This is a genomic window from Micromonospora sp. NRRL B-16802 (assembly GCF_001279555.1).
Lineage (GTDB): Bacteria > Actinomycetota > Actinomycetes > Mycobacteriales > Micromonosporaceae > Micromonospora > Micromonospora profundi.
The window spans coordinates 102,804-129,214 of the sequence record NZ_LGEB01000013.1; the positions used below are offsets into that span (position 1 = coordinate 102,804).

Sequence of the window (26,411 nt, forward strand, 5' to 3'; positions counted from 1 at the left end):
GGCCACACCAGCCCTACCCCCGCACGGTGGCCGCTATGCCCGCCGGCGCGGCCGGCAACAGGTCGGCCAGGAGCTCGGACAGCACGGCGAGTCCGTCCGGGCTGAGCACCGACTCCGGGTGGAACTGCACGCCGGCGAAGCCGCGCCCGCGCAGCGCGTGCACGGCGCCGTCGCTGACGTCCCGGGCCAGCTCCACAGTCCCGTACGTGGTTTCCAGGCGGTCCCCGTCGGCGAGCGCGGTGAACGTCGAGTAGAACCCCACCCGGCGGGTCCGGCCGAACAGCGGCACCTCCCGCTGCAACCCCTGATAGGGCGCCTGACGGCGGTGCATCGGCAGCCCCAGCAGCCCGGCCAGCACCTGGTGCCCGAGGCAGACCGCGAGAGTCGGCCGTCCGGCCGCCAGCAGCCCGGTCAGCAGCTTTCGCAACGCCACCATCTTCGGCTCGTCCGGGCTTCCCGGGTCGCCCGGCCCCGGCCCGGCCACCACCAGGTCGTACCCGTCGACCGGCTCGCAGGCGTGCCACGGTCGCAGCGTGACCGCGAGCCCCAACGCGCCCAGTTGGTGGGCCAGCATGCCGGTGAAGGTGTCCTCGGCGTCCACGATCAACGCCCGCCGGCCCACCAGACCGGGCAGGCCCAGCGCGTCCGGTGCCCGCTGGTCCAGCCAGAACCGGGCCAGCGGGGCGTTACGCGCGGCGAGCGCGGCGCGTACCGCCGGGTCGTCGGCCAGCCGCGCGGCCTGCCCGCCCGCGCCGGCGGGCGCCGCCGGGCCGAGACCCAGCGCGGCCAGCACACCGGCCGCCTTGGCGTGCGTCTCGGCCACCTCGCCGGCAGCCGTCGAGTGTCGGACCAGTGTCGCGCCGACCGGCACCCGCAGCTGGCCGGTGGGTGAGATCTCGGCGGTCCGGATCAGGATCGGGGCGTCCAGGGTCTGCCGGCCCGCCTCGTCGTGGCCGAGCAGGGCCAGCACCCCCGCGTAGTAGCCCCGGCCGCGCCCCTCGTGCCGGGCGATCACCCGGCAGGCGTTCTCCATGGGGCTGCCCGTGACGGTCGGCGCGAACATCGTCTCGCGCAGCACCTCCCGCACGTCGCGGGTGCCCCGCCCGGCGAGCAGGTACTCGGTGTGCGCCAGGTGCGACATCTCCTTGAGGTACGGGCCGATCACCTGGCCGCCGTGCTCGGCGACGGTAGCCATCATCTTCAGCTCCTCGTCGAGCACCATGTACAGCTCCTCGACCTCCTTGGGATCGGCGAGGAACCGCAACAGCGCGGCGGTGTCCGGCGCCTCGCCGGAGGATCGGAAGGTGCCGCTGATCGGGTTCATCATGACGAGGCCGTCGTCGACGCTCACGTGCCGCTCCGGGCTCGCGCCGACCAGGATCCGGGTGCCGGTGTGCACCACGAACGTCCAGTACGCGCCACGCTCGGCGACCAGCAGCCGGCGCAGCGCGGCGAGCGCGGCAAGCAGCGGCGCTCCCTGCACTGTGGCGTTCAGGACGCGGTGGATGACGAAGTTGGCACCCTCGCCCCGGCCGATCTCCTCGGCGAGCACCCGCTGCACGATCCGGGCGTACTCCTCGTCGGTGACGTCGAACGCGGCGCCCTCAGTACGGACCGGTTGGTCGGGCAGCGCGGCCAGAGCCTCGGCCAGGGGGATCCGCCGGTGCTCGCGGATCTGGAGACACTCCAGCGGCGCGCCGTCGTCGACGCAGGCGAAGCCGCGCTCGGCGATCTGCCGGTACGGCACCACGGCGAGCGTCCGCGCTCCGGGCGTACCCGGCGGCAGCGGGATGTCCGCCAGGCGTTCGACGGTGTCGACGGGGCCGGTGAACAGCTCAAGCTCGTCGGCGCCCTCGCGGCGCACCAGCGCGAAAGGGCCGGGGTCGACACCGTCGGCGACGGCGGCGAGCAGATCGGTCAGGTGGGTCATCGGAGTCTCCGTAGGCCGGGCGCCGCCAGCGGGGGCGGCCATCCGGGCCGGGAGATCCGGCGGCCGCCTCGATGGCGGCCGCGTGAGTGAAGCTACGCGCGGGGGGTGGCCGCCAGGTTGGCGGGCCACCAGCAGGTCAGGTGCGCGAGCATGCGACCACCCTACGCGTCCGTGCTCGGGTCCGGAACCTGTTCGGGTGTACGGGTGTGCTCGGCGTGACCGCCGTTGCTGTCCGGCCGGCACCGGGTAACTTGACCGGCGATGAACATTCTCGCGCTCGACCTGGGCACATCCTCGGTACGCGGGCTGGTGCTGAGCGGTGACGCCCAGCCAATGCCCGGCGTGCTGGCCCGACGGAAGGTCAACCTCGCCAGCGGCGACGACGGCACCGGCACGCTGTCCGGGCCCGACTACCGCACGCTGCTCGTCGAGTGCCTGGACGAGTTGGCCGAGTCGGGACAGCTGCGGGACATCGGCCTGGTGGCGATCTCCGCGCAGTGGCACTCGGTGCTCCCGCTGGGCCGCGACGGCGCTCCGCTCGGTCCGGTGGTGACCTGGCTGGACACCCGGCCCACGGCGGCCAAGGGCGCTGCGGGCCCGGCCGACCCGGACGACTTCCACCAGCGCACCGGCTGCTGGTGGCACCGTTCCTACTGGTCGATGCGCCTGCCCTGGCTGCGTGCGCAGTCCGGTACCTCGATCGCCCGGTTCGTCGGCCTGCCCGAGTACGTCCTGGGTGAGCTGCTGGAGGCGGCGCCCATGTCGATCTCCCAGGCGTCCGGCACCGGCCTGCTGGACCTGGGCAGCCTGCGCTGGGACGAGGAGGCGCTGGTGCTGGCCGGGGCACGTCCCGGTGAGCTGCCGCCGCTGTGGGAGTTGAACTGGCACGGTCGGCTCCGGTCCGACTGGGCGCGACGCTGGCCCCAGTTGGCCGAGGCGCGCTGGGCGCCGCCGGTCGGCGACGGTGGGGCGTCCAACGTGGGGTCGGGCTGCGTCGACCCGAGCCGGGCCGCGATCACTGTCGGCACCTCCGCCGCCGTACGCCTGATGCAGCGGATCCCGGCCGGCGAGCCGATGCCCCGGCTGCCCGAACGGCTCTGGCGTTACCGGGTCGACCACGAGCATGTGGTGACCGGGGCGGCGTACTCCAGTGGCGGCAACCTGTTCGCCTGGGCTCAGCGGGAGTTGCGGTTGCCTGCCGGCGACGAGCTGGACGCGGCGTTGGCGCTGGTGCCGCCCGGCGGTGGCCAGCCGGCGGATCCCCGATTCGGCGGTGATCGGGCGCCCGGGGTCGCGCCGGCGGGCACTGGCGAGTTGCGTGGGCTGAGCTTCGGCACGACGGCCGTGGACATCCTGGCCGGCCTCATGCAGGGTCTCTGTGGGCTCGTCGCCGACGACCTCGCGGTGTTGGAGTCCACCATCGACAGTCCTGTCGATGTGGTGCTGGGCGGTGGCGCGGTGGCCGCCTCGGTGTGGTGGCGTCAGGCGTTCGCCTCCACGCTCGCGCCGCGACCGGTGTCGCACCAACGCAACCCGGAGGTCGGTGCCACAGGTGCCGCGCTGGTGGCGATGGGCCGCTGTTGCGACGCGACCGAGCTCGCCGACATCGGCCGGACGGATGAGCTGGTTCCACCGACGACGACAGGTCGGCCGCACCCGCAGTATCCTTCCTGAACTTTCGGTCTGACCGGACCGTTGACAGGGCTTCCGGGCCTGGTTGGATGGACTGCGCTCCCCGGGTCGCGGTGGACGCGGCAGGACGGAGGATGCAGGGTGGCGGCAGGTCCCGATCAGGCGAGCGGTTCGGTGTCGAACCATCGTCGGCGTCGCTTCGACGTCCGGGTCGTTCCGCACCGGCGCCGCTCGCCGTTCCGGCTGCGCGACTGGCGGATGAGCACCAAGCTGGCCACCGTCCTGGTGGTGCCGTCGGTGGCGTTCCTGGTGCTGGCAAGCGTGCAGACCAGCGCTCTCGTCGGGCGGACGACCGAGCTTAACGACTTCGCCCGGCAGGTCGGCATCGGCAGGCAGATCACCGCCGTGGTGCACCACCTCCAGCAGGAGCGCGACCGGTCGGCGGGTGAGCTTGGCGAACTGCGCCGGGGTGGTGACCGGCAGGCCGCGGCCAGCGACCTGAGGCCGTTGCAGTCGGCCACCGACCGGGCCGTCGACGACCTGCGCCGGGCCGCGAAACCGCTCGCCAACGCCGACGCATCCTGGCGGGTCGCCTACTCCGATGCGTTGGAGGCGTACGACAAGGTGGTCGACATCCGGGCGGCTGTCCCGCCGGCGGTGTTGAGCAACGACACCATCCTGAGCAACTACCACCGGGCCATCGACGCGCTGCTCGATCTGCTCGACGAGCCGACGCCGGGTCAGGAACGACCGGCGTTGAGCGACGCGGTGCTGCGCTACGTCCAGCTGGCCCGGGTCAAGGAGCTGTCCTCCCGGATCCGCGCCCAGCTCTACGCCGCCTCCCGCGCCGGCCGGTACGGCACCGACGACCGGGTCCTGCTCTCCGACCTGCGCGCTCAGCAGCTCACCGCGCTGGGGGCGTTCCGGGTGGCCGCCACCATCGACCAGATCCGCCGGTACGACGCGGCTTCGGTGAACCCGATGTTCCAGGTCGCCACCCAGTTGGAGGAACGCAGCCTGCCCACTGGTGACGCGACGCCGGAGGTGCTGCCCTCGGAGCAGTGGTGGTCGGCGAGCCAGCAGCGTCAGGAGTTGCTGCGTCAGCTCGAAGCGGGGGTGCTCGACGACGCTGTGCGGCAGGCCGACGACGTCAGCTCCAGTCAGCTGCGGGACACCCTGCTTGTCGTCGGTGGGATCGTCACGGTGCTGCTGGCAGCCCTGCTCATCTCGCTGCTCGTCGGCCGGTCGGTTGCCCGGTCGATGCGCCTGTTGCGCAGTCAGGCGCTGCGGATCGCGCAGATCGAGCTGCCGGACGCGCTGGACCGGCTACGTACGGTGAACAGCGGGGTGACCGACATCGACGTCGCGCCGCCGGTGGTGCGCTCGCTCGACGAGATCGGCGAGCTGGCCGAGGCGTTCGTCGCGGTGCACCGCAGCGCGGTCAGCGTCGCCGTCGAGCAGGCGCGGATGCGCCGCAACGTCAACAGCATGTTCGTCAACCTGGCCCGACGCAGCCAGGTGCTTGTGGAGCGCCAACTGGAGCTGCTTGACGATCTGGAGCGCGAGGAGAGCGACCCGGACCAGTTGGAGAACCTGTTCAAGCTCGACCACCTGGCCGCCCGGATGCGCCGCAACGACGAGAGCCTGTTGGTGCTGGCGGGCTCGGAATCCACCCGCCGGCGGAACCGCCCGGTCGGTCTCGGCAGCGTGCTGCTTGCCGCGGCCGCCGAGATCGAGCAGTACCAGCGGGTCCGCCTGGAACCGGCGGGCGACGTCAACGTGGTCGGGCACGCGGTGGGCGAGTTGGTGCACATGCTGGCCGAGTTGCTGGAGAACGCTACGGCGTTCTCCCGCCCGGACACGGCGGTCGTGGTGACCGCCCGGGTCGAGGCGTCGGCCGTGCAGATCGACATCGCCGACAACGGCCTCGGCATGACCCAGGCCGCGCTCGCCGAGGCGAACGCGGTGCTGGCGAGCCCGCCGGCTGCGAACGTCGCGGCGGTCGAGCGGATGGGCCTGTTCGTGGTCAGCCACCTGGCCGCCCGGCTGGGCGTACTCGTGCGGCTCGACGGTGGGCAGAGCGGCGGCCTGGTCGCCCGGCTGGTGCTGCCCGCCTCTCTGCTGGCTCCGGCGGGCACTGTGGAGCTGGATCCGCCGATGCCGGCCCGGATGCTGGCGGCTGGCGCGGCGCGCGGCATTGGAGCGCAGCGGATGGCCAGGGCTTCCCGAGTGGCCGCGCCGGCCGCCGCGCCGATGGAGTTGCCGTTCGCCGGTCGTCCGCCGGCGGCTGCCGTGCCGCAGCAGGCTCGCCCGGTGCCGGTGCGCGCCGAGGATGTGCTGGCCGCGCCGGCCGCTGCGTCCGACGGCAGCGGCTGGTGGTCCCGTGAGGGACCGGCCGGCCCGGCGGTCACCGGTCCGGCCGTGCCGCCCGCGACGCCGGTGACCGCGGGCACGAACGAGCGGGGCCTGCCGGTACGGGTGCCGATGGCGCAGCTTTCCGCGGTCACCCGCCCGGCGCAGCCGGGCTCGACGCCGACACGTGTCGATCTGGACCCGGCGGCGGTGGGGGGCATGCTTTCCCGGCTCTACAGCGGGGTACGGCGTGCGGAGGCCGAGGACACCACCGAGATACCCGTGTCATCCTCGTGGGGGCACGACGAAGGGGGACGACGACAGTGACGACGTTGAGCCAGGAGGCACGGGATCTGAGCTGGCTGGTGAGCGCGTTCGCGGAGCGGGTGCCCGGTGTGGCGCACGCGGTGGTGGTCTCCTCGGACGGGCTGCTGGTCGCGATCTCCGATCACCTGCCGCGGGACCACGCCGACAAGCTCGCCGCGGTGACCTCGGGGTTGATGAGCATCACGGCCGGTGCGGCGCAGATGTTCGACGGCGACATCGTCAAGCAGACGGTGGTCGAGATGGGCCGTGGTTATTTCCTGGTGATGCAGGTGCGTGACGGCTCGATCCTGGCCACGCTGGCCGCTGGTGACGCGGACATCGGCGTGGTGGGTTACGAGATGGCGCGGCTCGCGAAGCAGGCGGGGGAGATGCTCACCCCTGCGCTGCGGGCGGAGTTGCAGCAGGCGTTGCCTCGCTGAGTGGTCCGGGCGTGACCCGGACGGTCACCGGCTCACCGGAGCCGAGCCGTCCGGGCCCGGCTGTCCGGGCGCCCCGTTCAGAAACCGCCCTCGGCGATCACGGAGCGGTACCAGTGGGCGCTGCGCTTGAGCACGCGTCGCTGGGTCGCGTAGTCCACATAGACCAGACCCCAGCGCTGGTCGTAGCCCTCGGCCCACTCGAAGTTGTCAAGCAGTGACCAGACGTGGAAGCTCTCCAGCGGCACTCCGGCGGCGATGGCGCGGTGCGCGGCGGCGAGGTGGTCGCGCAGGAAGGTGATCCGGCCGGCGTCGTCGACGGTGCCGTCGGTACCCAGGGTGTCGGGGGTGGGCAGGCCGTTCTCGGTGACCGTGAGCGGGATCGGACCGTAGTCGCGGGTGACCCGGGTCAGGATGTCGTACATCCCGTCGGGGTAGATCTGCTGCCATTCGGCCTCGGAGGTCGGCCAGCGCTGCTCGCTGCGGCCGTCGGCGGTGACGTAGATCGGCGTGTAGTACTGCACGGCGAGCAGGTCGACCGGCGAGGAGATCACCGCCAGGTCGCCGTCGCGGATGCCGCGGGCCATCCGGCTGCGCGAGCCCAGGTCGGCGAGCACGTCCTGCGGGTAGCTGCCCTTGAGCAGGGAGTCGAGGTAGAGGCGGTTCTCGTAGCCGTCGTAGAGCTGGGCGGCGGCGGCCGCCTCGGGCGAGTCGTCGGCGGGGTAGCAGGGGTGCAGGTTGAGCGCGGGGCCGATCCGGCTGGTGCTGTTGGCGGCGCGTAGCGCGCGGACCGCGAGACCGTGGGCGAGTTGCAGGTGGTGGGCGACGAGGTAGGCGGCGTCCGGGTCCTGCCGGCCGGGTGCGTGGTGGCCGATGAGGTAGCCGTTCTGCACGACGGTCTTGGGTTCGTTGATGGTGAGCCAGACGGACACCCGGTCGCCGAGGGCGGAGAAGACGGAGTCGGCGTAGTCGGCGAAGCGGTGGGCGGTGTCGCGGGACTCCCAGCCGTCGGCGTCCTGCAACGCCTGCGGCAGGTCCCAGTGGAAGAGGGTCGCCATCGGCTCGATGCCACGCTCGTGCAGGCCGTCGATCAGCCGGCGGTAGAAGTCCAGTCCGCGCTGGTTGGGCGCGCCGGTGCCGTCGGGCTGGATGCGCGGCCAGGAGATGGAGAAGCGGTAGCTGCGCAGCCCGAGGTCGCGCATCAGGTCGAGGTCTTCGGCGTACCGGTGGTAGTGGTCAGCGGCCACATCGCCGGTGTCGCCGTTTCGGGTGCGCCCGGGGACGCGGCTGAACGTGTCCCAGACCGATTCGCCGCGGCCGTCCTCCTTGGTGGCGCCCTCGATCTGGTACGCGGAGGTGGCGGCACCCCAGCCGAAGTCGCTGGGGAAGCGCAGCGGGCCGGTGGGCCCGGTGGGTATCGACATGGATTCTCCTCGTGGGTACGGGGCCACCGCCGAGATTCGGGAGCGCTCCCAGGATAGGTCAGGAGCGCCCCGCCCAGTCAGCCGGCCGCTTGGCGGCTCGGGCTACCAGGTCGAGGCGGGTGGGGGCCCCGGACAGCGAACGAGGCCGACCGGGCGGCGCGTCGCGCCTGTCCGTCGGCCTCTTTTCCCATCGTGTACGGGGGTTTAGTGTGTGGGGACGGGGGAGGGCAACCCCCGTCCCCACTGTAACTGCACACGCACGGGCGGAATTTGGGTCCTGCCGTGCGTGTCGCGCGGGAGCCGGGCCACGCGAGTGGCTCTGGTTCCACCTCCCTCCCAGTGATGGGACGATGGCTGACGGCGGCGTCCGGGCTGGCCCGCCGTCAGCCTTCGGGCTGGTTCCCCGAAGTCGTCGCGAGGACAACCTCGGTGATCTTCTAGTTGGAACCTTTGTCGATGGAAGCGCTCCCATCGACCGATGTTGCGACTGTAACGCCCGTCACGCCTTTGTGAAAGACCCAAAACGAGATCGAAACAAGTGTCTGATTCAGGCTCCTGTGCGCTTGTCGTGGGAGCGCTTCCATGGCACACTGTCGATTCAACGCGACAGAGCCAGATCGCGTGGCGTGGGTCCGCCGAGGGCAGCCGGCAGCATCATCGCCGGTCGCGGCACCCGATCGCAGCCGACGGGACCCCCTCCCGCGCGGGCCGCACCGCCGCACCCCCGGCCGGGCCCGGGGCGACCACCATTCCGGCGCCTCGAATCCCCCGCACACCACCACACCTGCGGGCAGGCGCCTCGCCGGGTCCGTCCCGGCCTGGTCCGAGGAGACACCGCGCACATGAGACAACTGGCACGACGCCGCCGAGTGGCGATCCTCGCCGCCGCCGCGCTCGCCGTCGGCGGGGTGACCCTGCCGGCCGGCGCTGCGCAGGCCGCACCGGCCTGCGACGTGGTCTACGCGACCAACGACTGGAACACCGGCTTCACCGCCAACGTCACCATCAAGAACCTGGGCGACCCGGTCAGCAACTGGACGCTCAAGTGGACCTTCCCGAACAGTGGCCAGCGGGTCACCCAGGGGTGGTCGGCGAGGTTCAGCCAGTCCGGCAGCGAGGTCACCGCGACGAACGAGTCGTACAACGGCAACCTCGGCACCGGGGCCTCCACCACCATCGGATTCAACGGCTCCCACACGGGCAGCAACCCGAAGCCGACCTCGTTCACCCTCAACGGCACCCCGTGCAACGGCACCCCGGCCAACCAGCCGCCGACGGTCTCCCTCGACCTGCCGGCCGGGCCGTTCACCGCGCCGGCCGACGTGCCGCTGACCGCCACCGCGAGCGACCCGGACGGCACGATCAGCAAGGTCGAGTTCTACCGCAACGGCCTGCTGATCAACACCGACACCACCGCGCCGTACGCGTACACGCAGGAGGACCTGCCGGCCGGCAGCTACACCGTCCAGGCCAAGGCGTACGACAACGCCAACGGCATCGGTGTCGCCGAGAAGGCGTTCACCGTCGGCGCCGCCACCGGCCCGACGCTTGTCGCCACCCCGTCCGCGGTGAGCGTCAACGAGGGCGGCAGCAGCACCTTCAACCTCAAGCTCAGCGCCGCGCCGACGGCGAACGTGCCGGTCACTCTCACCCGCACGGGCGACACCGACATCACTGTCACGCCGGCCACCGTCACGCTGACGCCGACCAACTGGAACACCGGGGTCACCGTCACGGTCGCCGCGGCGGAGGACACCGACACCGTCGGCGGTAGCGCCACCATCACCGCCGCCGCCACCGGCATCGCCTCGCTGGCGGTCGCCGCCACCGAGATCGACAACGACACCCCGGGCGGCGACAACGCCTACATCAAGAAGTTCCTCGAGCAGTACGGCAAGATCAAAAACTCGGGCTACTTCAGCCCCGAGGGCGTGCCGTACCACTCGGTGGAGACGCTGATCGTCGAGGCGCCCGACCACGGGCACGAGACCACCTCGGAGGCGTTCAGCTTCTGGCTCTGGCTGGAGGCCTACTACGGCCAGGTCACCCAGAACTGGGCACCGTTCAACAACGCCTGGACGGTGATGGAGAAGTACATCATCCCCTCGCACGCCGACCAGCCGACCGCGGGCTCCGCGGGCACCCCGCAGTACGCCGCGGAATACAACCTGCCCAGCCAGTACCCCTCGGCGCTGGACCCGAACGTCGCGGTCGGGCAGGACCCGCTGCGCTCGGAGCTGCAGTCCACCTACGGCACCGGCGACATCTACGGCATGCACTGGCTGCTGGACGTCGACAACACCTACGGCTTCGGCCACTGCGGCGACGGCACCACCAAGCCGGCCTACATCAACACCTTCCAGCGGGGCACCCAGGAGTCGGTGTGGGAGACCATCCCGCAGCCGTCCTGCGACACCTTCAAGCACGGCGGCCAGTACGGCTACCTCGACCTGTTCGTCAAGGACAGCGGCGCTCCCGCCAAGCAGTGGAAGTACACGAACGCCCCGGACGCCGACGCCCGCGCAGTGCAGGCCGCGTACTGGGCGCTGACCTGGTCCAAGGCGCAGGGTAAGCAGGCCGACGTCGCGGCCACCGTGGCCAAGGCCGCCAAGATGGGCGACTACCTGCGGTACGCGATGTTCGACAAGTACTTCAAGAAGATCGGCAACTGCGTCGGTGCCAGCACCTGCCCCGCGGGCAGCGGCAAGGACTCGGCGCACTACCTGCTCTCCTGGTACTACGCCTGGGGTGGCGCGTACGACGCCAGCCAGAACTGGTCCTGGCGGATCGGCTCCAGCCACAACCACTTCGGCTACCAGAACCCGTTCGCGGCCTGGGCGCTGACCAACACCCCGGAGCTCAAGCCGCAGTCGTCGACGGCTGTCGCCGACTGGACCAAGAGCTTCGAGCGGCAGCTGGAGTTCTACACCTGGCTCCAGTCCGCCGAGGGCGGCATCGCCGGTGGCGCCACCAACAGCTGGGACGGTAGCTACGCCCAGCCTCCGGCCGGCACCAGCACCTTCTACGGCATGTTCTACGACGTCGACCCGGTCTACAACGACCCGCCGTCCAACCAGTGGTTCGGCATGCAGGCCTGGTCGATGCAGCGGATCGCCGAGCTGTACCTCCAGACCGGCAACGCGAAGGCCAAGGCCCTGCTGGACAAGTGGGTGCCCTGGGCGATCGCCAACACCACTGTCGGCACCAACTGGTCGATCCCGTCGGACATGAAGTGGACCGGCCAGCCGACCACTTGGAACCCGAGCAACCCGCAGCCCAACACCAACCTGCACGTCGAGGTCACCGTCAAGGGCCAGGACGTCGGCGTCGCCGCCGCCTACGCCCGGACCCTCATCGCGTACGCGGCCAAGTCCGGCAACGTGGCGGCCAAGGACACCGCCAAGGGGCTGCTCGACGCCCTCTCCGCAGCCGCTGACGCCAAGGGTGTCTCCACCACCGAGAAGCGTGGCGACTACCGGCGCTTCGACGACACCTACGACGCGTCCAGCGGGCAGGGCCTCTACGTCCCGCCGGGCTGGACCGGGAAGATGCCAAACGGCGACGCCATCGCCGCCGGCAAGAGCTTCATCGACATCCGGTCCTTCTACAAGAACGACCCGGACTGGCCCAAGGTCCAGGCGTACCTGGACGGCGGTCCGGAGCCCAGCTTCAACTACCACCGTTTCTGGGCGCAGGCCGACGTGGCCATGGCGTACGCCGACTACGGGACGCTGTTCCCGAACGGCTGACAACGACCCGGGGTGGGCGAGCGTGCCCCCGCCCACCTCGGGGTTCGGCCGGGTTCGGGGGAACTGAGGAACCCGGCCGGCGGAACGGCCTGACACCCACGGTCAGGCCGGGGTGGGCCGGTCATCCGGCCAACGCAGCGGGTCGACCGGCCCACCCCACCGCCCGGAGTGGAGACAGTCGCGAAAAAGCCCAGAAATTCGGGCTCTCGTGGGATCACGCCGACGAGTACGACGGAGTAACGTACCTGATCGGAGAGGCCGCTCCCCCCGTGGCGGCCTCTCCACTTTTCTGCCCGATGAGCGCTGCCGCCCGCCGACTTTCAGCCCGGCCCCGGCGCTTGCCCTGGCTCCGGTTCGTGCGCAGGGGTGCCGCTCGGCGCGTCGGGTGCCTCGGTGGCGGCGTCGGGCGGGACCGGATGCCGCAGACCGGGGTGCCCGGCCGGCAACGACCGACGCAGCACCACCCAGCTCACCGCCAGCGCCGCCGCCACCAGCGGCCAGGTCAACGCGACGCGGGCCACCACGAGCGCGAGCACCTGCCCGCCCAGGTACAGCGGAACGAACACCGCCACCCGCAGCACATAGGTGGCCGTCCACACCCAACTGGCGCGGCCGTACCCGCGCAGCAGCGCCGGGTCGCGCCGCCACCGGCCACGCTGACCCAGCGCCGTGCCGACCACCACCCCGAGCAGCGGCCAGCGCACCACGATGCTCACCGCCCAGGCCAGCGCGCTCGCCGCGTTCGACAGCAACTGGATCAGAAAGAAGTTCTCGGCCCGGCCGGTCCGGACCGCGACGAGCGCCGCGACGCAGACCGCGAGCAGGCCGATCAGCACCGAACGTGGCCGGTCACCCCGCCGCAGCCGTACGCCCGCCACCGCCGCGCCGACGACAAGCGCCGCGCCGACCCCTGCCCACAGCGACTCGCCGCCGATCAGCCAGCCCGCCGCGAACGCCACCGGAGGAAGCGTGGCGTCGATGGCCCCGCGCCGGCCGCCCAGCAGGTCCGCCAACGACTCGCCGCGCACCTGCCCACCGGGCTCCGCCGCCTCCCGCCGCTCGGAGGCGGGCCTGACCTGGCCGGACTTCCGCTCCGGTGTGCCGTCCACAGCGACCTCCTCCACCCTGGTTCAACCTAACCGTCGACAGGCGGTGGGCCACCAGCCGGCCGGTCCGCGACGGCCGCTACGGTGTGCGGATGCGCGCGACGGCAAGGGGTTGGACCGCGGTCTGGTTGGTCGTACTGGCCCTCGTTCAGGCGGCCGCCTTCCTCGCCGTCTGGCGGGTGGCCGTACACACCGGGATCGGCCAGTGGGTCGACACGGTCGCCCTTACCGGCAACCAGATCGGTCAGGATCGCATCGACGGTCCGGTGGACCGACTCCTCAACGCGATGTCGGTGGTGTCCCTGCTGGCCGCCACCGCGATGATCGGCTTCATCGCGCTCATCCGGGGCCGCATCGCCCTTGCCGTCACCGCCACCCTGCTCATCGCCGGCGCGAACGTCACCACCCAACTGCTCAAGTACGGGCTGGCCCGCCCGGACTACGGCATCGACCCGGAGCGCGCCGGGGTCGGCAACAGCCTCCCCAGTGGGCACACCGCAGTGGCCGCCTCGGTGGCCCTCGCGCTGATGCTCGTCCTGCCCCGCAAGGTACGGGCCGCAGGCGCGTTCATCGGCGCGACCTACGCCGCTGCCGCCGGGGTCGCCACCCTCTCGGCCGGCTGGCACCGACCCAGCGACGCCGTCGCCGCGTACCTGGTGGTGGGCGTCTGGGCGGCGCTGGCCGGGCTGGTGCTGCTGGTCACCCAGCGGGAACAGGCCGAGGTCGCCCCCGGCGATGCGCACCGGGTCGCCAGCGCGGTGCTCGGCGTGGCCGGCGTGCTGGCCCTGATCGTCTGCGGGCTCGCCCTGGCGTGGCTGGTGGGCCTGCGCGACACCTGGCCGACCGAGCTGAGCCGTCGGCCCCTCTTCGTCGCGTACGCGGGCAGCGCCGCCGGCATCGCCGGCACGATGGCGGTGGTCATGGCGTTGGTGCTCACCGTCGTGCACCGGCTGGTGCCCCGCGTCAAGGGCTGAGCCGGCCGGGGGAGTCAGCTCGCCAACCCGGGCGCGGGTCAGCTCGCCTGTCGAGGGGCGGGCACGTGCGGCGCGACGCTGCGCAGGTGCGTCAACACCACCGGGTCGATGCGCCCCGGCACCAGCCGCTCCTCCAGGTTTTCCAGAGCGGCCCAGGAGAACAACGCCTCCTCCGGGCCGTCGGCGGCAACCTGATGACCCAGCGCGGCGAGCAGCGCCGCCACCTCGTCGGCGACCGCGCCGCTCAGGTCGAGCAGGGTCGCCGGGTCGGGCCGGCTGAACAGCAGTGTGTGTACGGCGAGCAGCCTCTCCAGCTCCGCCACCGGGTCCGGCTGGTCGTCCACCCGCAGGTCGACAAGCACGTCGCTGGTGCCGGCGTACCCACCGCCGCGCTCGACCACGAGCAGGCCGGCGCTCTGCCGGCCGCGCCGATCGCCGCCGGCCTCGTCACCGGCGCGCAGCGCGGCCACGAGCCGCTCGGCGAACGGCAGCGCCGACCCGGCGAGCCACGCATCGGCCAGCGCGTCGACGACCTCCGGGCCGGCGAGGATGTTGCCCTGCGCGGCCCAGCCATCGCCGACTCGGCCCCCGGCCCACGGATGACAGGCCGGGCCCGTCCAGGTCGCGCCCGGACCGGTGGCCCCCACCACACCGAGCTGGCGGTGCGCGCGGTCGCCGTCGGCGGCGACCAGACCGGCCACCACGTCGGCGGCGGCAACCCCGGTGCGCAGCAGGGCCAACCCCTGCGGCCGGTAGGCGAGATTGACGTGTGCCTGGGTGGCAAGCGCGCCGATCTCGGCCTCCGCGGCCGGTACGAGCGCCCCGGCCGCCAGGAACTTGCTGGCCACGACCACGCCGTGCAGGCGGCCGTCGGCGGAGCGGGCGACGAGGGAGAAGGTCACCAGCCGAGATTAGCCTGCCCTGCCGACAGCACATCGGCCCGCGCAGATGCCGCGAACAGGGCGCTCGACGCGACCGCCGCGCAGGCGGAACCGGCGATTCTGCCCAGGACGGGGATCTTGCTCGCGCACCCCGTCAGCGGGCACGATCGATCGGTGACGAATCGATGGGGCATGACAGTGCCGTTGAACGGAGTCCCGCTGGCCGACCACGCGGCCGTCTACGCGACGCTCGACCACGCCGGATTCACGGACGTCTGGTCTTCCGAGGTCGCCGGGGCCGACGCGTTCACCCCGCTGGCGCTCGCGGCGGCCTGGCAGCCCCGCCTGCGACTGGGCACCGCGATCACCCCCGTCTTCACCCGGGGCCCCGGGCTGCTCGCGATGAGCGCCTCGGCGCTCGCCGAGGCCGCACCGGGCCGCTTCTCGCTCGGCATCGGCGCGTCCTCGCCGGTGCTCGTGCGGGACTGGAACGCGGTGCGGTTCGACGAGCCCTTCCGGCGTACCCGCGACGTCCTGCGTTTCCTGCGCGCCGCGTTGCGCGGGGAGACCGTCGACGAGGTCTACGACACCTTCACCGTGCGCCGGTTCACACTCGAACGGCCGCCGGCCGTGCCGCCGCCCATCGTGCTCGCCGCGCTGCGCCCCGGGATGCTCCGGCTGGCCGGTGCCGAGGCCGACGGAGTCATCCTCAACTGGCTCAGCGCCGACGACGTGCCCCGCGCCCTCGCGGAACTGGGCGAACGCCGACCCGGCTTCGAGATCGCCGCCCGCATCTTCGTCTGCCCCACCGAGGACGCCACCTACGCCCGTACGCTCGGCCGGCGGCTGATCACCAGCTACCTCACAGTCCCCGCGTACGCCGAGTTCCACCGCTGGCTCGGCCGCGACAAGGTGTTGGCGCCGATGTGGGACGCGTGGGCCGCCGGTGACCGGCGCGGGGCCAGCGCGGCGGTGCCCGACGAGGTGGTCGACGCGCTGGTGCTGCACGGCTCACCGGAGCACTGCCGCGCCCAGGTGCGCCGCTACGCCGACGCCGGAGTGGCCGTACCCATCATCGCCCTGCTGCCCACGCCCGAGGTGACCGCCGGGGGCGCCGCCGCGTTGACCACCCTCATCGCCCAGCTGGGCACCGAGCCCTCGGGAGCGTCCGCGTGAACCTCACCGACCGGATCGTGGTCGTCACCGGCGGCGCCGGCGGCATCGGCGCCGCGTTGTCCCGCCGGTTCGCCGCCGAGGGTGCCGCCGCCGTCGTCATCGCCGACCTGGACGCCGACGCCGCCCGGGCGGTCGCCGAGAGCATCGGCCCGGTCGCCCACGCCACCGGCCTCGACGTCACCGACGAGGAGCAGGTCCGCGCGATCGTCGACGACACCGAACGACGCTTCGGCCGCATCGACCTGTTCTGCGCCAACGCGGGCGTGACCACCGGCGGGGGAGTGGAGGTCGACGACGCCGGCTGGGACCGGGCGTGGCGGGTAAACGTCCTCGCTCACGTCTACTCGGCACGCGCGGTGCTGCCCGGGATGCTCTCCCGGGGCGGCGGGCACCTGCTGCACACCTGCTCGGCGGCGGGAGTGCTGACCGCAGTCGGCGACGCCGCGTACACCGCCACGAAGCACGCCTCGGTGGGCTTCGCCGAGTGGCTGTCCATCACCTACCGGGATCGGGGCATCCGGGTCAGCGCCCTCTGCCCGCAGGGCGTGGACACCCCGATGCTCGCCGACGGCATCCGCGAGGGCCACCTGGGCGCCCGCGTGATCGAGGCGTCCGGCGCGGTCCTCACCCCCGACCAGGTCGCCGACGCGGCCATCGCCGGGCTCGCCGAGGAGCGGTTCCTGATCCTGCCGCACCCGGAGGTCGCCGACTACGCGCGCCGCCGCGCCGAGGACCCGGACGGCTGGCAGGCCGGCCTCCGCAAGCTCGTCCGCCGCCTGACCGCCTGACCTGGCAGGGCCTGGCCTGCTTCGGCCGGCCGGCCGGCCTGCCGGGCTCGGCTTGGCCTGGCCTGGCTCGGCTTGGCGGGGAATATCGTGCCGGATTCGTGGGCGGCGACGGCCGGTCAGCGGCGGCGCAGCGGGCCGGGGTGGACAGACCAGAGCAGTCGTCGCCACCAGGGGCGCGCGGCACGCAACCCGTCCACGTAGGCGGTGGCCACCGCACCGGCACGGTCGGCCTGGGCGGCGGTGGCGGCACCGGGCGCGAAGGCCACCTGGTTGAGCAGCGCGGCCAGATCGTCGACCCCGGGAACACTTCCGTCGGGCCGGTCGACGCGGGCGTCGGCGAGCGCCTGCCGAGCCCGGCTCGCCACCTCGGTCGCCGCCAGGTCATCGCCGACCGGCCGCCCGGCCAACCGAAGCGCGTCGGTGACCTCCCGCCAGGCGCCGGCGATGCGCTCACCGGGGTCGCCCCTGCCGAGTCGGGCGCGGGTCAGCGAACGGCGCATCGCCAGCAGAGCGAGCAGCACACCACCGACCAGGAGCAGCAGGCCGCCACTGCCACCGGCGACGAGCACCGGGGTGGACACGCCGGACCCGTCCGGCCCGTCGGCGGCTGTCACCGGCTCCGGCGACGCGGTCGGCTCGACAGTGGGCGCCGGCGCCTCCGAGGGCGGGGGATCATCCGGCGTCGGGCGGAAGTCCTCCTCCACAGGCCTCGGCTCGTTGTCCGGGCGGGGCAGCGGGTCGAACGCCACCCACCCCAGACCGTCGAACAGCACCTCCGGCCAGGCGTACGCGTCGCCGGCCCGCACCGGCCCCTGCCCGCTGGACTCGAAGCCCACCACCACGCGGGTCGGCAGCCCGGAGAGTCGCCCGAGCACCGCGAACGCCGCAGCGAACTGTTCCGACGTGCCCTCCTGCCCGCCGCCGTTGCGCGGTCCGAAGAGAAAGAAACCCAGATTCGGGTACGCGTGACCGCTCGGCGCGTCCGCCGCCACCCGGTAGTGCTCGGCAAGGAACTGCTCGATCGCCGTGGCCCGCGCGTACGGTGCGCCGTTGTCCTCGGCGAGCTGCGTGGCCAGCCGGCGCAGCTGGTCGGGTGCTCCGTCGGCGACCCGCAGCACCCGGGCCACCTCCTCGCCGGCGGGCACGTTCGCCGTCGCCAGCAGGTTGTTGTCCGGGCGCTCCCGGGCCGACGTCACCGTGTACCGCAACCCCGGCGTGAGCCCCTCCGGCCGGATCAGCGTCCCGGTCTCCGGGTCGTACGCCACCCGCGCGCCGCTTACCTCCCGGGGCGTCGCCACGGCCGGCAGCAGCCCGCCGCTCAGTTCGGCAACGGTGATGTCCTGCCGGATGGTCTCCACAGTGCTGTCCCGTGCCGGTGCCGTGGCCGGCAGGATCCGGCCCGCGTTGCGGTACGTCGCGCCGACCCGCCACGTCACCCCGTCGTAGTCGCTGAGCACCGCCAACCGGATCCGCACGCTGCTGCCGGAGGCGTCCGGGCCGCCAGATGCATCGTCGCCGTCCGGCGCGATGCCGCCCGGGATCGGTGAACTCCCGCCGGTCGGCGTGCCGTCGCGGACCGTGCTCACGTCGAGGAGCTTCTGCTCCGGGTGCAGCGCCCAACCGGAGATCCGGATCAGCGGGTTCTCGTCGAGGGTCTCCACCTGCGGAGGCTCCACGTACCGCCGCGGATCCACAGGACGGCCGTCGACCTGCCCGGCGATCATGGGACTGAGCAGCGCGACAAGCCCGACCACAAGCGCCACACCGAGCGCCGCCGTGGCCGTCAACCGGAGTCGCACCGCTGCGCGTACCCCTCGGGGAAGGCCGGCGACCGGATCGCCGGCGGCCGGCGGCGGGCCCGACGGTGCTGCCAGGCCGACCGCCGCGACAGCGACGAACGCGAGCGTCGCGCCGATCGCCGGCTCGGCGTTCGGACCGACCACGTAGAGGGCGGCAGCGTAGAGCCCCGCCGCCGGCAGGTAACCCAGCAGCACCCGGCCGGTGCGCAACGCCACCTCCGCACCGGCAAGGCCGGCCAGCCAGGCCGCCACCACCGGCACCAGCACCGTGTCCGGCGTGGGCTCCACCGGAATCATCGCGGTGAGCAGCCGCGGGATGCCGTTGCGCGCCGCGTCCGCGCCCACCGTCAACAGGTCGCCGGGAAGGTCGGCGCGGGCAGCGGCCAGCCGCAGCGACCAGAGCGTCCAACCGGCCATCGCGGCCACCGACACCGGCGCGACGAGCCAGGACGGCAGCCGCCGAGCGGCCACGCTCACCAGCACCGACCCCGCCGCCGCGCCGACGACAAGCCAGGTCAGCAGGTCGTCCGCGTACACCCGGCCGAGCACCACTCCGGCGAGCGCGGTCAATCCGATCAGCGCCAACGGCACGACGGCCGCCCGCAGTGCCCGCACAACAGTGCCGATGCCCCGGGATGTCGAACCGTCCGGCGGCGAGGCCGCGCCGCCGGTGCCCGGACCGCCCTGCCGCTGTTGGCCGAGGTCCGTCACCACCGGCGCACCCCGTCCCACTCGGCGGCGAACGCCGCGCCGTCCGCCGCGTCGATCACCACCAGGCCCGTCGCGCCCGCCGGCGTCGGCTCGGCCGCGCCGAAAACACCCACCACCACCGACGGGTACGCGCCGCGCAGCGCCCCGACATGCCCCATCTCGCCCCGACCAGCCGGACCGGTCAGGAAGATCAGTGTGTCGCCGAGCCGGTCCTGGCGCAGCCGGGTGGTGGTTGCCCGCAGCGCGTCGCCGTCGCCGGACAACTCGGCGGCGGCGAGCCGGTCCAGCGGTCCGGCCGACCTGCGCGGCTCGATGGCCTCCGGGTTGCTCGCCTCCGTGCCGGCCGTCTCTGGACCGACCATGAGCAGCAGCACCGGCAGGTCCGCGTGGTGCGCCGCGGTGACGACCGACGCCGCCGCCTCGCACGCCGCCTCGAAAGACTCGGCCACCCCGTCCACCCGATCCGGGTGCGCCACGGCACGGTTGTCAAGGAGTACGACAAGGCGGGGCAGGCTGGTGTCCACGTTCTCGCGGACCATCAGCTCGCCGACCCGGGCGCTGGTGCGCCAGTGCACCCGCCGCAACTCGTCACCGACCACGTACTCCCGCAACGAGTTGAACGTGATCGACCCGTGTGGCACCCCGTCGACCCGGCCGTCGAGGCTGCGCCCCGCGCCGGTGGGCACCGCCGTCAGCGGGTGGATCCGAGGGTGCACCCAGACCGGCGTCGTCTCGCCGTACGGGCGGGCCAGCGCCACCAACCCCAGCGGATCGCGCCGGGTCACCCGCAGCGGCCCCACCGGCACCACCCCACGACGGTGGGTCGGCACGTGGTAGCGGACCTCGGTGTCCCGCCCGGGTCGCAACCGCAGCAGCGGCACCGGCACCGTGCGATCGCCGCACCGGTCCTCGGCCAGCAGGTTCGCCGAACGCAGACGCCCACCGTTGCGGACTGTCAACGTCATGCTGGCCGGCTCGCCGCGCGCCACCCGGTCCGGATCGGCATGGCGGGTCACCAGCAGCCGGGGCCGCCAGGCCGCTGTCAGCGCCGCGTAACCGACGGCCGCGCCGGCCGCCGCGCCCAACACCGTCAACTCGGGGTACGCGAACCGGAAGCCCACGCCGAGCAGGACGACGGCGGCGACGAGCAGACCGACCCCGCGGGCGGTGATCCCCATGACCTGCTGCCGGTCAGCCCTGCACCGGGGCGGGCTGCCCCGACGGCAGCGGCACGGGCACCGAGGCGATGGCCTGGCGCAGCACCTCCGGGGCGGTCATCCCGCGTACCTGGGCTTCCGGGGTGAGCAGCAGCCGGTGCGCGAACACCGACTCGGCGAGAGCCTTCAGGTCCTCCGGCATGATCCACCCTCGACCGTCGATAAGCGCGTACGCACACGCCGCGCGCGTCAACGCGATCACGCCCCGAGGGCTCACCCCGACCCGCACCTGCGGGTGGGTACGGGTGGCGGCGGCAAGCCGGACCGCGTACGCATACAGCGGCTCGGCGATGTGCACCCGCCGGGCCATCCGGACCATCTCCCCGACGGTGGCGGTGTCGGTGACCGGGGCGAGCGCCTCGGGGGAGCGTACTGTCGCGCCGCGCAGCACCTCCACCTCGACCGCCTCGTCCGGGTAGCCGACGGAGAGCTTCACCAGGAACCGGTCCAGTTGCGCCTCCGGCAGCCGGTAGGTGCCGTCCATCTCCACAGGGTTCTGGGTCGCCACCACAAGGAACGGCGCCGGCACCGGATGGCGCACACCGTCCACTGTGACGGTGCGTTCCTCCATCACCTCAAGCAGCGCCGACTGGGTCTTCGGCGACGCCCGGTTGATCTCGTCGGCGATGACGATGTTGGCGAAGACCGGCCCCGGGTGGAACTCGAAGTCCCTACTCGCCTGGTTGAAGATCGTCACACCGGACACGTCCGAGGGGAGCAGGTCGGGGGTGAACTGGATCCGCCGCCACTCACCCTTCACGGTCGCGGCGATGGCCCGCGCCAGCGTCGTCTTACCGACCCCCGGAACGTCCTCCAGGAGCACATGGCCCTGGGCGAACAGCGCTGTCAACGCCAGCCGGACCACCTGCGGCTTGCCGAGCACCACCGCGTTGACGTTCTCGGCCAGCCGGGCGGCCAGGGCGGCGAAACCCTGCACCTCCGGCTGGGTGAGCGGCTCGTGGGTGTTCACGGTCGCGGTGCTCCTTGCCTGGCAGGTCTAGCAGGTGGGCAGGACGTTGATGTTGTCGCCGCCCTCAAGGTTGAGCCAGGCCCAGGGAATGTAGTTCTTTCCCTCGTAGTCAACCTGCACCCACCAGGTGCTGCGCTTGTCGTTGTTGTAGATGTAGGCGTACACCTCTTCGCCGGACTTCTTGCAGTACGCCTGGAGTCGTTTGCCCGGCTTCGCCCAGCCCACCTGCTTGTCGTTGTCCTGGCGGGGAACCGAGAAGATCTCGTTGCCGTTGCGGCCGTCGACATCCTTGTCGCAGTAGGTCGACTCCGGGCCGGAGGCGCCGTTGCGGCACGTCGCGATGCCGTACAGCGCGTCGGTCCGCTGAGCCCTCGTCGCGGTGTTCTTACCGGCCGCGTTGCTCGCGGTCACCGTGAACGTGTACGCCGTACCCGGCGTCAACCCCGACATCGTGATGCTGGAACACGCGCCCGCCTTGGCCGGCTCACCGGGCGTACTCACCGAGCAGGTGGCCTTCCCACCGCCAGCGTCCACTGTGAACGTCACAGTCGCCGACGTGGCGGTCGCCGACGAGCCGGTCACCGTGACCCGGGGCACGGCGACAGTCCGGGCCGTGGCCGTCGCCTCCGGGCCGGGACCCGCCTCGTTGACGGCCTTCACCTTCACCGCGACGTTCTGACCATCACCCAGGCCGGTGACCGTCGCGCGGGTATCGGTCACCTCACGGACCTTGCCGCCGACGTCCACCAGGTACTTCGTCACCGCGCGGCCGTTCGCGTCCGCCGGTGACCACTGCACAGTTACCGCACCCGGCTGGTCGGCGACAGTGGCAGCGCGCAGGTCCAGCGGCCGACCGGGCGCCGCGTACGGCACCACTGTGTTGCTCACCGGCGACGCCGCCGAGCCGGCGCCCTTGTCGTTTACCGCCACCACGGTGAACGCGTACTGCGTGCCGAACTCCAACTCCCCGGCGGGCACCACCAGCTCCGTCTTTGTCGACTCACCGGCCGGCGCGTTCGTTCCCGCCGAACTGGCAGTCACCGCGTACCTGGCGATCTTGTTGCCCTGCCCGTTCGCGGCCGGCCACTTGACCAGCACCGTGCCGTCCGGACGCTCCTGCGCGGTGACGCTCGCCGGCGGATCGGGCACCGAGGCGGTCGGCGTCACCGGGTTGCTGTTGCGCGCCGGACCCTTGCCCTTGGCGTTCTCGGCGTGCACCGCGAACCGGTACGTCTCGCCGTTGGTCAGGCCCTTGACCTCCACCGAACGCTGGTTGGCGCCCACCTGGAGGCGCTGACCGGCGCCCTCCACCACGTACCTGATGATCTCGGCGCCGTTCGCGGCGGCCGGCCGCCAGCTCACCCGGACCTGGGCGTTGCCGGCGGCGGCGGTGACGCTGCGCGGCGCGCTCGGCTTGCCCACCTGCGGCTTCTTCGGCGGAGGCGGCGGCGGGGGAGCCGGCGGCGGGTCACCACCCAGCACGTCGTTCGCGTACTTGTCGACCTCGCGCATCTGGTGCTTGTCGTCCACCACCCGGGCGGTCGCCGAGTCGGGCGAGTTGATGAAGAGGTGGTTCTCCCGCACCTCAAGCTCCAGCGGCCCGGGCGTCTTGCCCTGCACGGTGCCGACCAGTTGACCGCCCGCGTCGAACGAGTAGATCGTGCCGGTGGCCTCGTCCGCGCAGTAGAACCGGTCCGCCCAGGCCACCGCCGGGCTGAGCCGATCGCCGCCGCCCGGCACCGTGAACGACTGCTCCGCACCGGCGTCACCCACCACCAGCACCCGCCGCTCGGCGGGCACCGTCACCGGCACGCGCGGCCCCGAGGTGCGCGCCGGCAGCGCCGCCGGGCCGGACAGCGTCAACGACGTCCGCCGGACCTCACCGCCCTGCACCCGCACCAGCCGCCCGGCCGTACGGTCCAGCACCGCCACCCCGTCGTCCAAGGTGGAGACCACAAGCTCGTGACTGGCCTCGGCCACGTCGTACGTCTCGACCCGCTCCGGGCTGAGCCCGCCGTTCGCGGGCGCGGCCGAAGCCGGCGCCGACGGCAACTTCGCGGCGGTGACCGCCGAGACGGTGCCCTCGCTGGGCACCGCGATCCAGAGCCGACCCTTACCGTCGAACGTGCCGCCGGTGATGCCCGGGGGATAGCGCACCGGCTCGCCGACCGGACTCAACGACCGCGGGTCGAGCTGACGCACGACACCCTGCACCGCGTCGACGATGAACGCCGCGTCCTCGTGCAGGGCAACGCTCACACCCAGCCCAGGGGTGGTAGGGGTGGTCGCGGTGAGTTGCAGGGTGGCCAGGTCCAGTGAGCTGACCTGCCCGGTCTGCAGATCACGCAGGATCAACAGCCGATCGGTCTGGGTGACCTGCATCGGATGCCGACGGGCACCAGGAAGCTCGGTGCGGGTGTCCACCCGGGCCGTCACCCCGTTGACCCGGGCCAGCTCGCTGCGCGCCGCGCTCCACAGCCAGGAACTCGCGTCATAGTTGGCCACCGCGTTGTCCGCCGCACCCAACCCGAGGACTGTCAGCCCCATGGCGGCCAGCAGCGCGGTCACCGTGCCGACAGTCACCAGCCCACCCCGCAGACGGGAGCGGGAACGGGGGGCGTCGGTCCGCTCGGCGTCGTCGATGCTGGCCACAGCCGGCTGCCTCTCCTGAGTCATGGCAGGTGGCGTCCGCCTCGCGGCGACCCCTCCCCAGAGCCGGGTGCCATCATATGGCCCGGTCGCTGGCGGGGGAACCCGCACCGTCACCCCTGTGGATACCGAGCGTGTGCGTTGTGGACGCCCAGCTCAGCACGACGGCAGATGCGAGTGCGGCTGTTCCGACCTCGTCAAGCCCGATCGCGTGGATGCGGGTGCCGCTCAGGTCGGCGGGGTGGACCGCTCCCGCTCGGTGCAGACCTGCCCGGAGGTCGCAAAGCTGTCAGTGGAGTAGACAGCCAGCACCGTGAAGCAGTAGTCCACTCGCGAACTGAGCCCACTCACCGTGTAGCTCGTCCGACCCGGATCCACAGTCGCCAGCACCCCCAGCGCCTGCCCCGCCCGACCGCCGGCCACCATGAACGGCACCGCACCTCCCGACGGATCCGTCCAGGTCAGCGTGATCGTGGCCGAGTCGTCCCGCAGGTTCAGGTCACCCGGTGCGGGCCCGGCCGCCGTCGGAGCCGCCGCCGTCGTCGCAGCCTTGGACGGCGGCGGCGCATCGGCGCGGTTCAGCAGCACGACGCCCAGCCCGGCCACGGCCGCCACGGCCACCCCGACCGCCACCACCGCGCCGATAAGTACCCCCCGGTGACGTCCCGAAGTGCCGCCATCCTGGGCGTACGGCGAGGGGTACCCGCCCTGGGGGTACCCCTGGCCCGGGTACGCCTCCTGGCCCTGGTGGTACTGCTGACCCGGGTACGGCTGCTGACCCGGGTACGGCTGGCGGGTCGGGTACTGGCCCGGTGCCGCGTGGGGGGCCGGGGCCGGCGGGTGCGGCTGGGGCGCGTACCCCCGCTGGTGTGCCTGTTGTTCGGGGCTCGGGCCCGCATCGGAGCGCGGCGCCCAGGCCGGTGTCGCCGCCTCACGGCGGGGCGACGGGACCGGGGCCGGGGACAACGGCCCGGCCTCGGTCGTCGGCTGGACGGTCGGGAAGACCTCGGTCGGCGCGGAAGCGCTGCCCGGTGCCGGTTCGTACCCGTCCGGACGCCCCGCTTCCGGCGTCATTTCGCCGCGAACCATTGTCGCCTCCGGGTCTGCGGCGAGCGGGGCGGTCGGTTCGCTGGAGGGCGTCGGTTGCGGCGGGGCGCTGCTGCTCCACGCCGGGGCGGCCGGCCCCCACGACGGCGCGCTCACCGGTGGCCCGGACACCGGGTTGGTGTGTCCGGGTGGCGCGGATACGGGGTGGAAGTGCCCGGGTGGCGCGGACACGGGGTAGGCGTGTCCGGGTGGTCCGGATACCGGGTGGACGTGCGCTGGTGGTCCGGGGCTCGGATGGGTGTGGTCGGGCGGGCCGGAGACGGGCTGGCCGTGGTGAGGTGAAGCCTCCGTCGGAGAGGAATGGCGGCCAGGCGGGCCGGAGACCGGTCGGGAACCTCCGGGAGGTGCCGAGACGGGCCGAGGAGGCATGGCGCTGACCGCCTGGTTTGCGGCTGACCCGCCCATCACGTTGGTGATCGCAGAACCGGTGCTCGCCGGGGTCGTCCCCGATGGCCCCGAACTGTCGACGGCGTTGCCGGGCCCACCAGCGCCGGAGGCGGCCACCCGGGCAGCCTCCTCGGCCAGCAGCGGTTCGATCTGCCGTACCTGGATCGTCGGGTTGTCCCATCGCGGCGTTACCGACGGCGTGGGCGGAGGCGGTGCGGCCGGCAGCCGTGCCGTCGGGGCTTCGGCGTCAGGATGGGCCGGTTGGCTTCCGGACCGCTGGCGCGGCGGTACGGCCGTGGGCCGTTGTTGTGCTTGCGGCGTCGGCTGTTCGTCGGCAGGGATCCCCGCCGGTGGCCGTTGCGACCCGGACGGTTGCTGTGCGGCGCGCTGGCGCGGCGGCACCGGATGCGTGGGGCTGGGCGGGACCGACGCGGCTGATGCCGCAGGAATCGAGGTAGCGGGGGACCGGGTTGGCGCCGGCGGCGTGGAAGGCACCGAGGGCTGGGATGGAGTACGCGGCGGTGGGACCGGTGCGGCAGAGGCCGACGCAGGCCGAGCGTGGGACTCGGGCGGGGCGAGTCGGGCAGAGAATGTCGGCGAGGCGTGTGTCGGCGCTGGCTGACCCTCACCGACGGCTGGCGCTGCCGAGGTGGGGGGTATGCGTACCGTCGGGGGGTCCTGTGGCGGCGTCGGTGGCACGGGCGCCCAAGGCGACGTGGGCGGGGGAGAGCCGTCGGCCGCCGGGCGCATCGCGGCCAGGGTCGCCAGCGACAGCGTCGGGCCGGACAACGCCGCGCGGGCGCCGGAGTCGGTCCC

Annotated in this window: 16 protein-coding genes; 7 read left to right on the forward strand and 9 right to left on the reverse strand. The window is 72.8% G+C overall.

Annotated elements, in window-relative coordinates; translation table 11 throughout:
* Positions 1-13: 13 nt before the first annotated feature.
* A complete protein-coding gene (locus tag ADK66_RS04520; protein ID WP_053652615.1) occupies positions 14-1,930 on the reverse strand; it encodes an anthranilate synthase family protein in 1,917 nt (638 codons plus the stop codon).
* 261 nt (positions 1,931-2,191) lie between these two features.
* Between ADK66_RS04520 and ADK66_RS04525 the strand changes: the two genes are divergently transcribed.
* The 3 genes from ADK66_RS04525 to ADK66_RS04535 all read left to right on the forward strand — a co-directional run bounded on the left by ADK66_RS04525 (position 2,192) and on the right by ADK66_RS04535 (position 6,660).
* Positions 2,192-3,604, forward strand: coding sequence for an FGGY family carbohydrate kinase (locus ADK66_RS04525; RefSeq protein ID WP_053652616.1), 1,413 nt, complete (start codon positions 2,192-2,194; stop codon positions 3,602-3,604).
* Between the two features lie 99 nt (positions 3,605-3,703).
* Positions 3,704-6,241 carry an ATP-binding protein gene (locus ADK66_RS04530; protein WP_053652617.1) on the forward strand — a complete coding sequence of 846 codons (2,538 nt, stop codon included), beginning with the start codon at positions 3,704-3,706 and terminating at the stop codon, positions 6,239-6,241.
* A gap of 5 nt (positions 6,242-6,246) precedes the next feature.
* Complete coding sequence (locus ADK66_RS04535) at positions 6,247-6,660, forward strand: roadblock/LC7 domain-containing protein (RefSeq protein WP_197281421.1); 414 nt, start codon at positions 6,247-6,249, stop codon at positions 6,658-6,660.
* Positions 6,661-6,737: 77 nt separating this feature from the next.
* On the opposite strand, the gene ADK66_RS04540 is transcribed toward ADK66_RS04535, so the two are convergent.
* On the reverse strand, positions 6,738-8,081 hold the full coding sequence (locus tag ADK66_RS04540; RefSeq protein ID WP_053652619.1) for a GH1 family beta-glucosidase: 1,344 nt from the start codon (positions 8,079-8,081) through the stop codon (positions 6,738-6,740).
* A gap of 842 nt (positions 8,082-8,923) precedes the next feature.
* Here ADK66_RS04540 and ADK66_RS04545 point away from each other — a divergent pair.
* Positions 8,924-11,830: a glycoside hydrolase family 48 protein gene (locus ADK66_RS04545; protein ID WP_053652620.1), complete on the forward strand. Its 2,907-nt coding sequence runs from the start codon at positions 8,924-8,926 to the stop codon at positions 11,828-11,830.
* A gap of 320 nt (positions 11,831-12,150) precedes the next feature.
* Here ADK66_RS04545 and ADK66_RS04550 read toward each other — a convergent pair whose 3' ends face one another.
* Entirely contained in the window at positions 12,151-12,858 is a 708-nt protein-coding gene (locus ADK66_RS04550; protein ID WP_053652672.1) for a DUF3159 domain-containing protein, read from the reverse strand.
* A 164-nt stretch (positions 12,859-13,022) separates the two neighbouring features.
* Here ADK66_RS04550 and ADK66_RS04555 point away from each other — a divergent pair, with 164 nt between their 5' ends.
* Positions 13,023-13,910 (forward strand): phosphatase PAP2 family protein, encoded by an 888-nt coding sequence (locus tag ADK66_RS04555; protein WP_197281409.1) that lies wholly within the window; start codon positions 13,023-13,025, stop codon positions 13,908-13,910.
* A 38-nt stretch (positions 13,911-13,948) separates the two neighbouring features.
* Here the strand turns inward: ADK66_RS04555 and ADK66_RS04560 are convergent, their stop codons facing one another.
* Entirely contained in the window at positions 13,949-14,812 is an 864-nt protein-coding gene (locus ADK66_RS04560) for a DUF1028 domain-containing protein (RefSeq protein WP_053652622.1), read from the reverse strand.
* Positions 14,813-14,983: 171 nt separating this feature from the next.
* Here ADK66_RS04560 and ADK66_RS04565 point away from each other — a divergent pair, with 171 nt between their 5' ends.
* Complete coding sequence (locus ADK66_RS04565) at positions 14,984-15,967, forward strand: LLM class F420-dependent oxidoreductase (RefSeq protein WP_053652623.1); 984 nt, start codon at positions 14,984-14,986, stop codon at positions 15,965-15,967.
* Positions 15,964-16,755 (forward strand): SDR family oxidoreductase, encoded by a 792-nt coding sequence (locus ADK66_RS04570; protein WP_053652624.1) that lies wholly within the window; start codon positions 15,964-15,966, stop codon positions 16,753-16,755. The genes ADK66_RS04565 and ADK66_RS04570 overlap by 4 nt, the downstream gene beginning before the upstream one ends.
* 116 nt (positions 16,756-16,871) lie before the next feature.
* Here the strand turns inward: ADK66_RS04570 and ADK66_RS04575 are convergent, their stop codons facing one another.
* The 5 genes from ADK66_RS04575 to ADK66_RS32150 all read right to left on the reverse strand — a co-directional run bounded on the left by ADK66_RS04575 (position 16,872) and on the right by ADK66_RS32150 (position 25,319).
* Positions 16,872-19,268, reverse strand: a complete 2,397-nt coding sequence (locus ADK66_RS04575; protein WP_053652673.1) for a transglutaminase domain-containing protein — start codon at positions 19,266-19,268, stop codon at positions 16,872-16,874.
* A complete protein-coding gene (locus ADK66_RS04580) occupies positions 19,262-20,443 on the reverse strand; it encodes a DUF58 domain-containing protein (RefSeq protein WP_053652625.1) in 1,182 nt (393 codons plus the stop codon). Before ADK66_RS04580 ends, ADK66_RS04575 begins: the two co-directional genes overlap by 7 nt.
* A gap of 13 nt (positions 20,444-20,456) precedes the next feature.
* Positions 20,457-21,452, reverse strand: coding sequence for a MoxR family ATPase (locus tag ADK66_RS04585; RefSeq protein ID WP_053652626.1), 996 nt, complete (start codon positions 21,450-21,452; stop codon positions 20,457-20,459).
* 27 nt (positions 21,453-21,479) lie between these two features.
* Positions 21,480-24,104 carry a fibronectin type III domain-containing protein gene (locus ADK66_RS04590; protein ID WP_053652627.1) on the reverse strand — a complete coding sequence of 875 codons (2,625 nt, stop codon included), beginning with the start codon at positions 24,102-24,104 and terminating at the stop codon, positions 21,480-21,482.
* Positions 24,105-24,329: 225 nt separating this feature from the next.
* Positions 24,330-25,319, reverse strand: coding sequence for a fibronectin type III domain-containing protein (locus ADK66_RS32150; protein ID WP_231639906.1), 990 nt, complete (start codon positions 25,317-25,319; stop codon positions 24,330-24,332).
* Between the last annotated feature and the right edge of the window lie 1,092 nt (positions 25,320-26,411).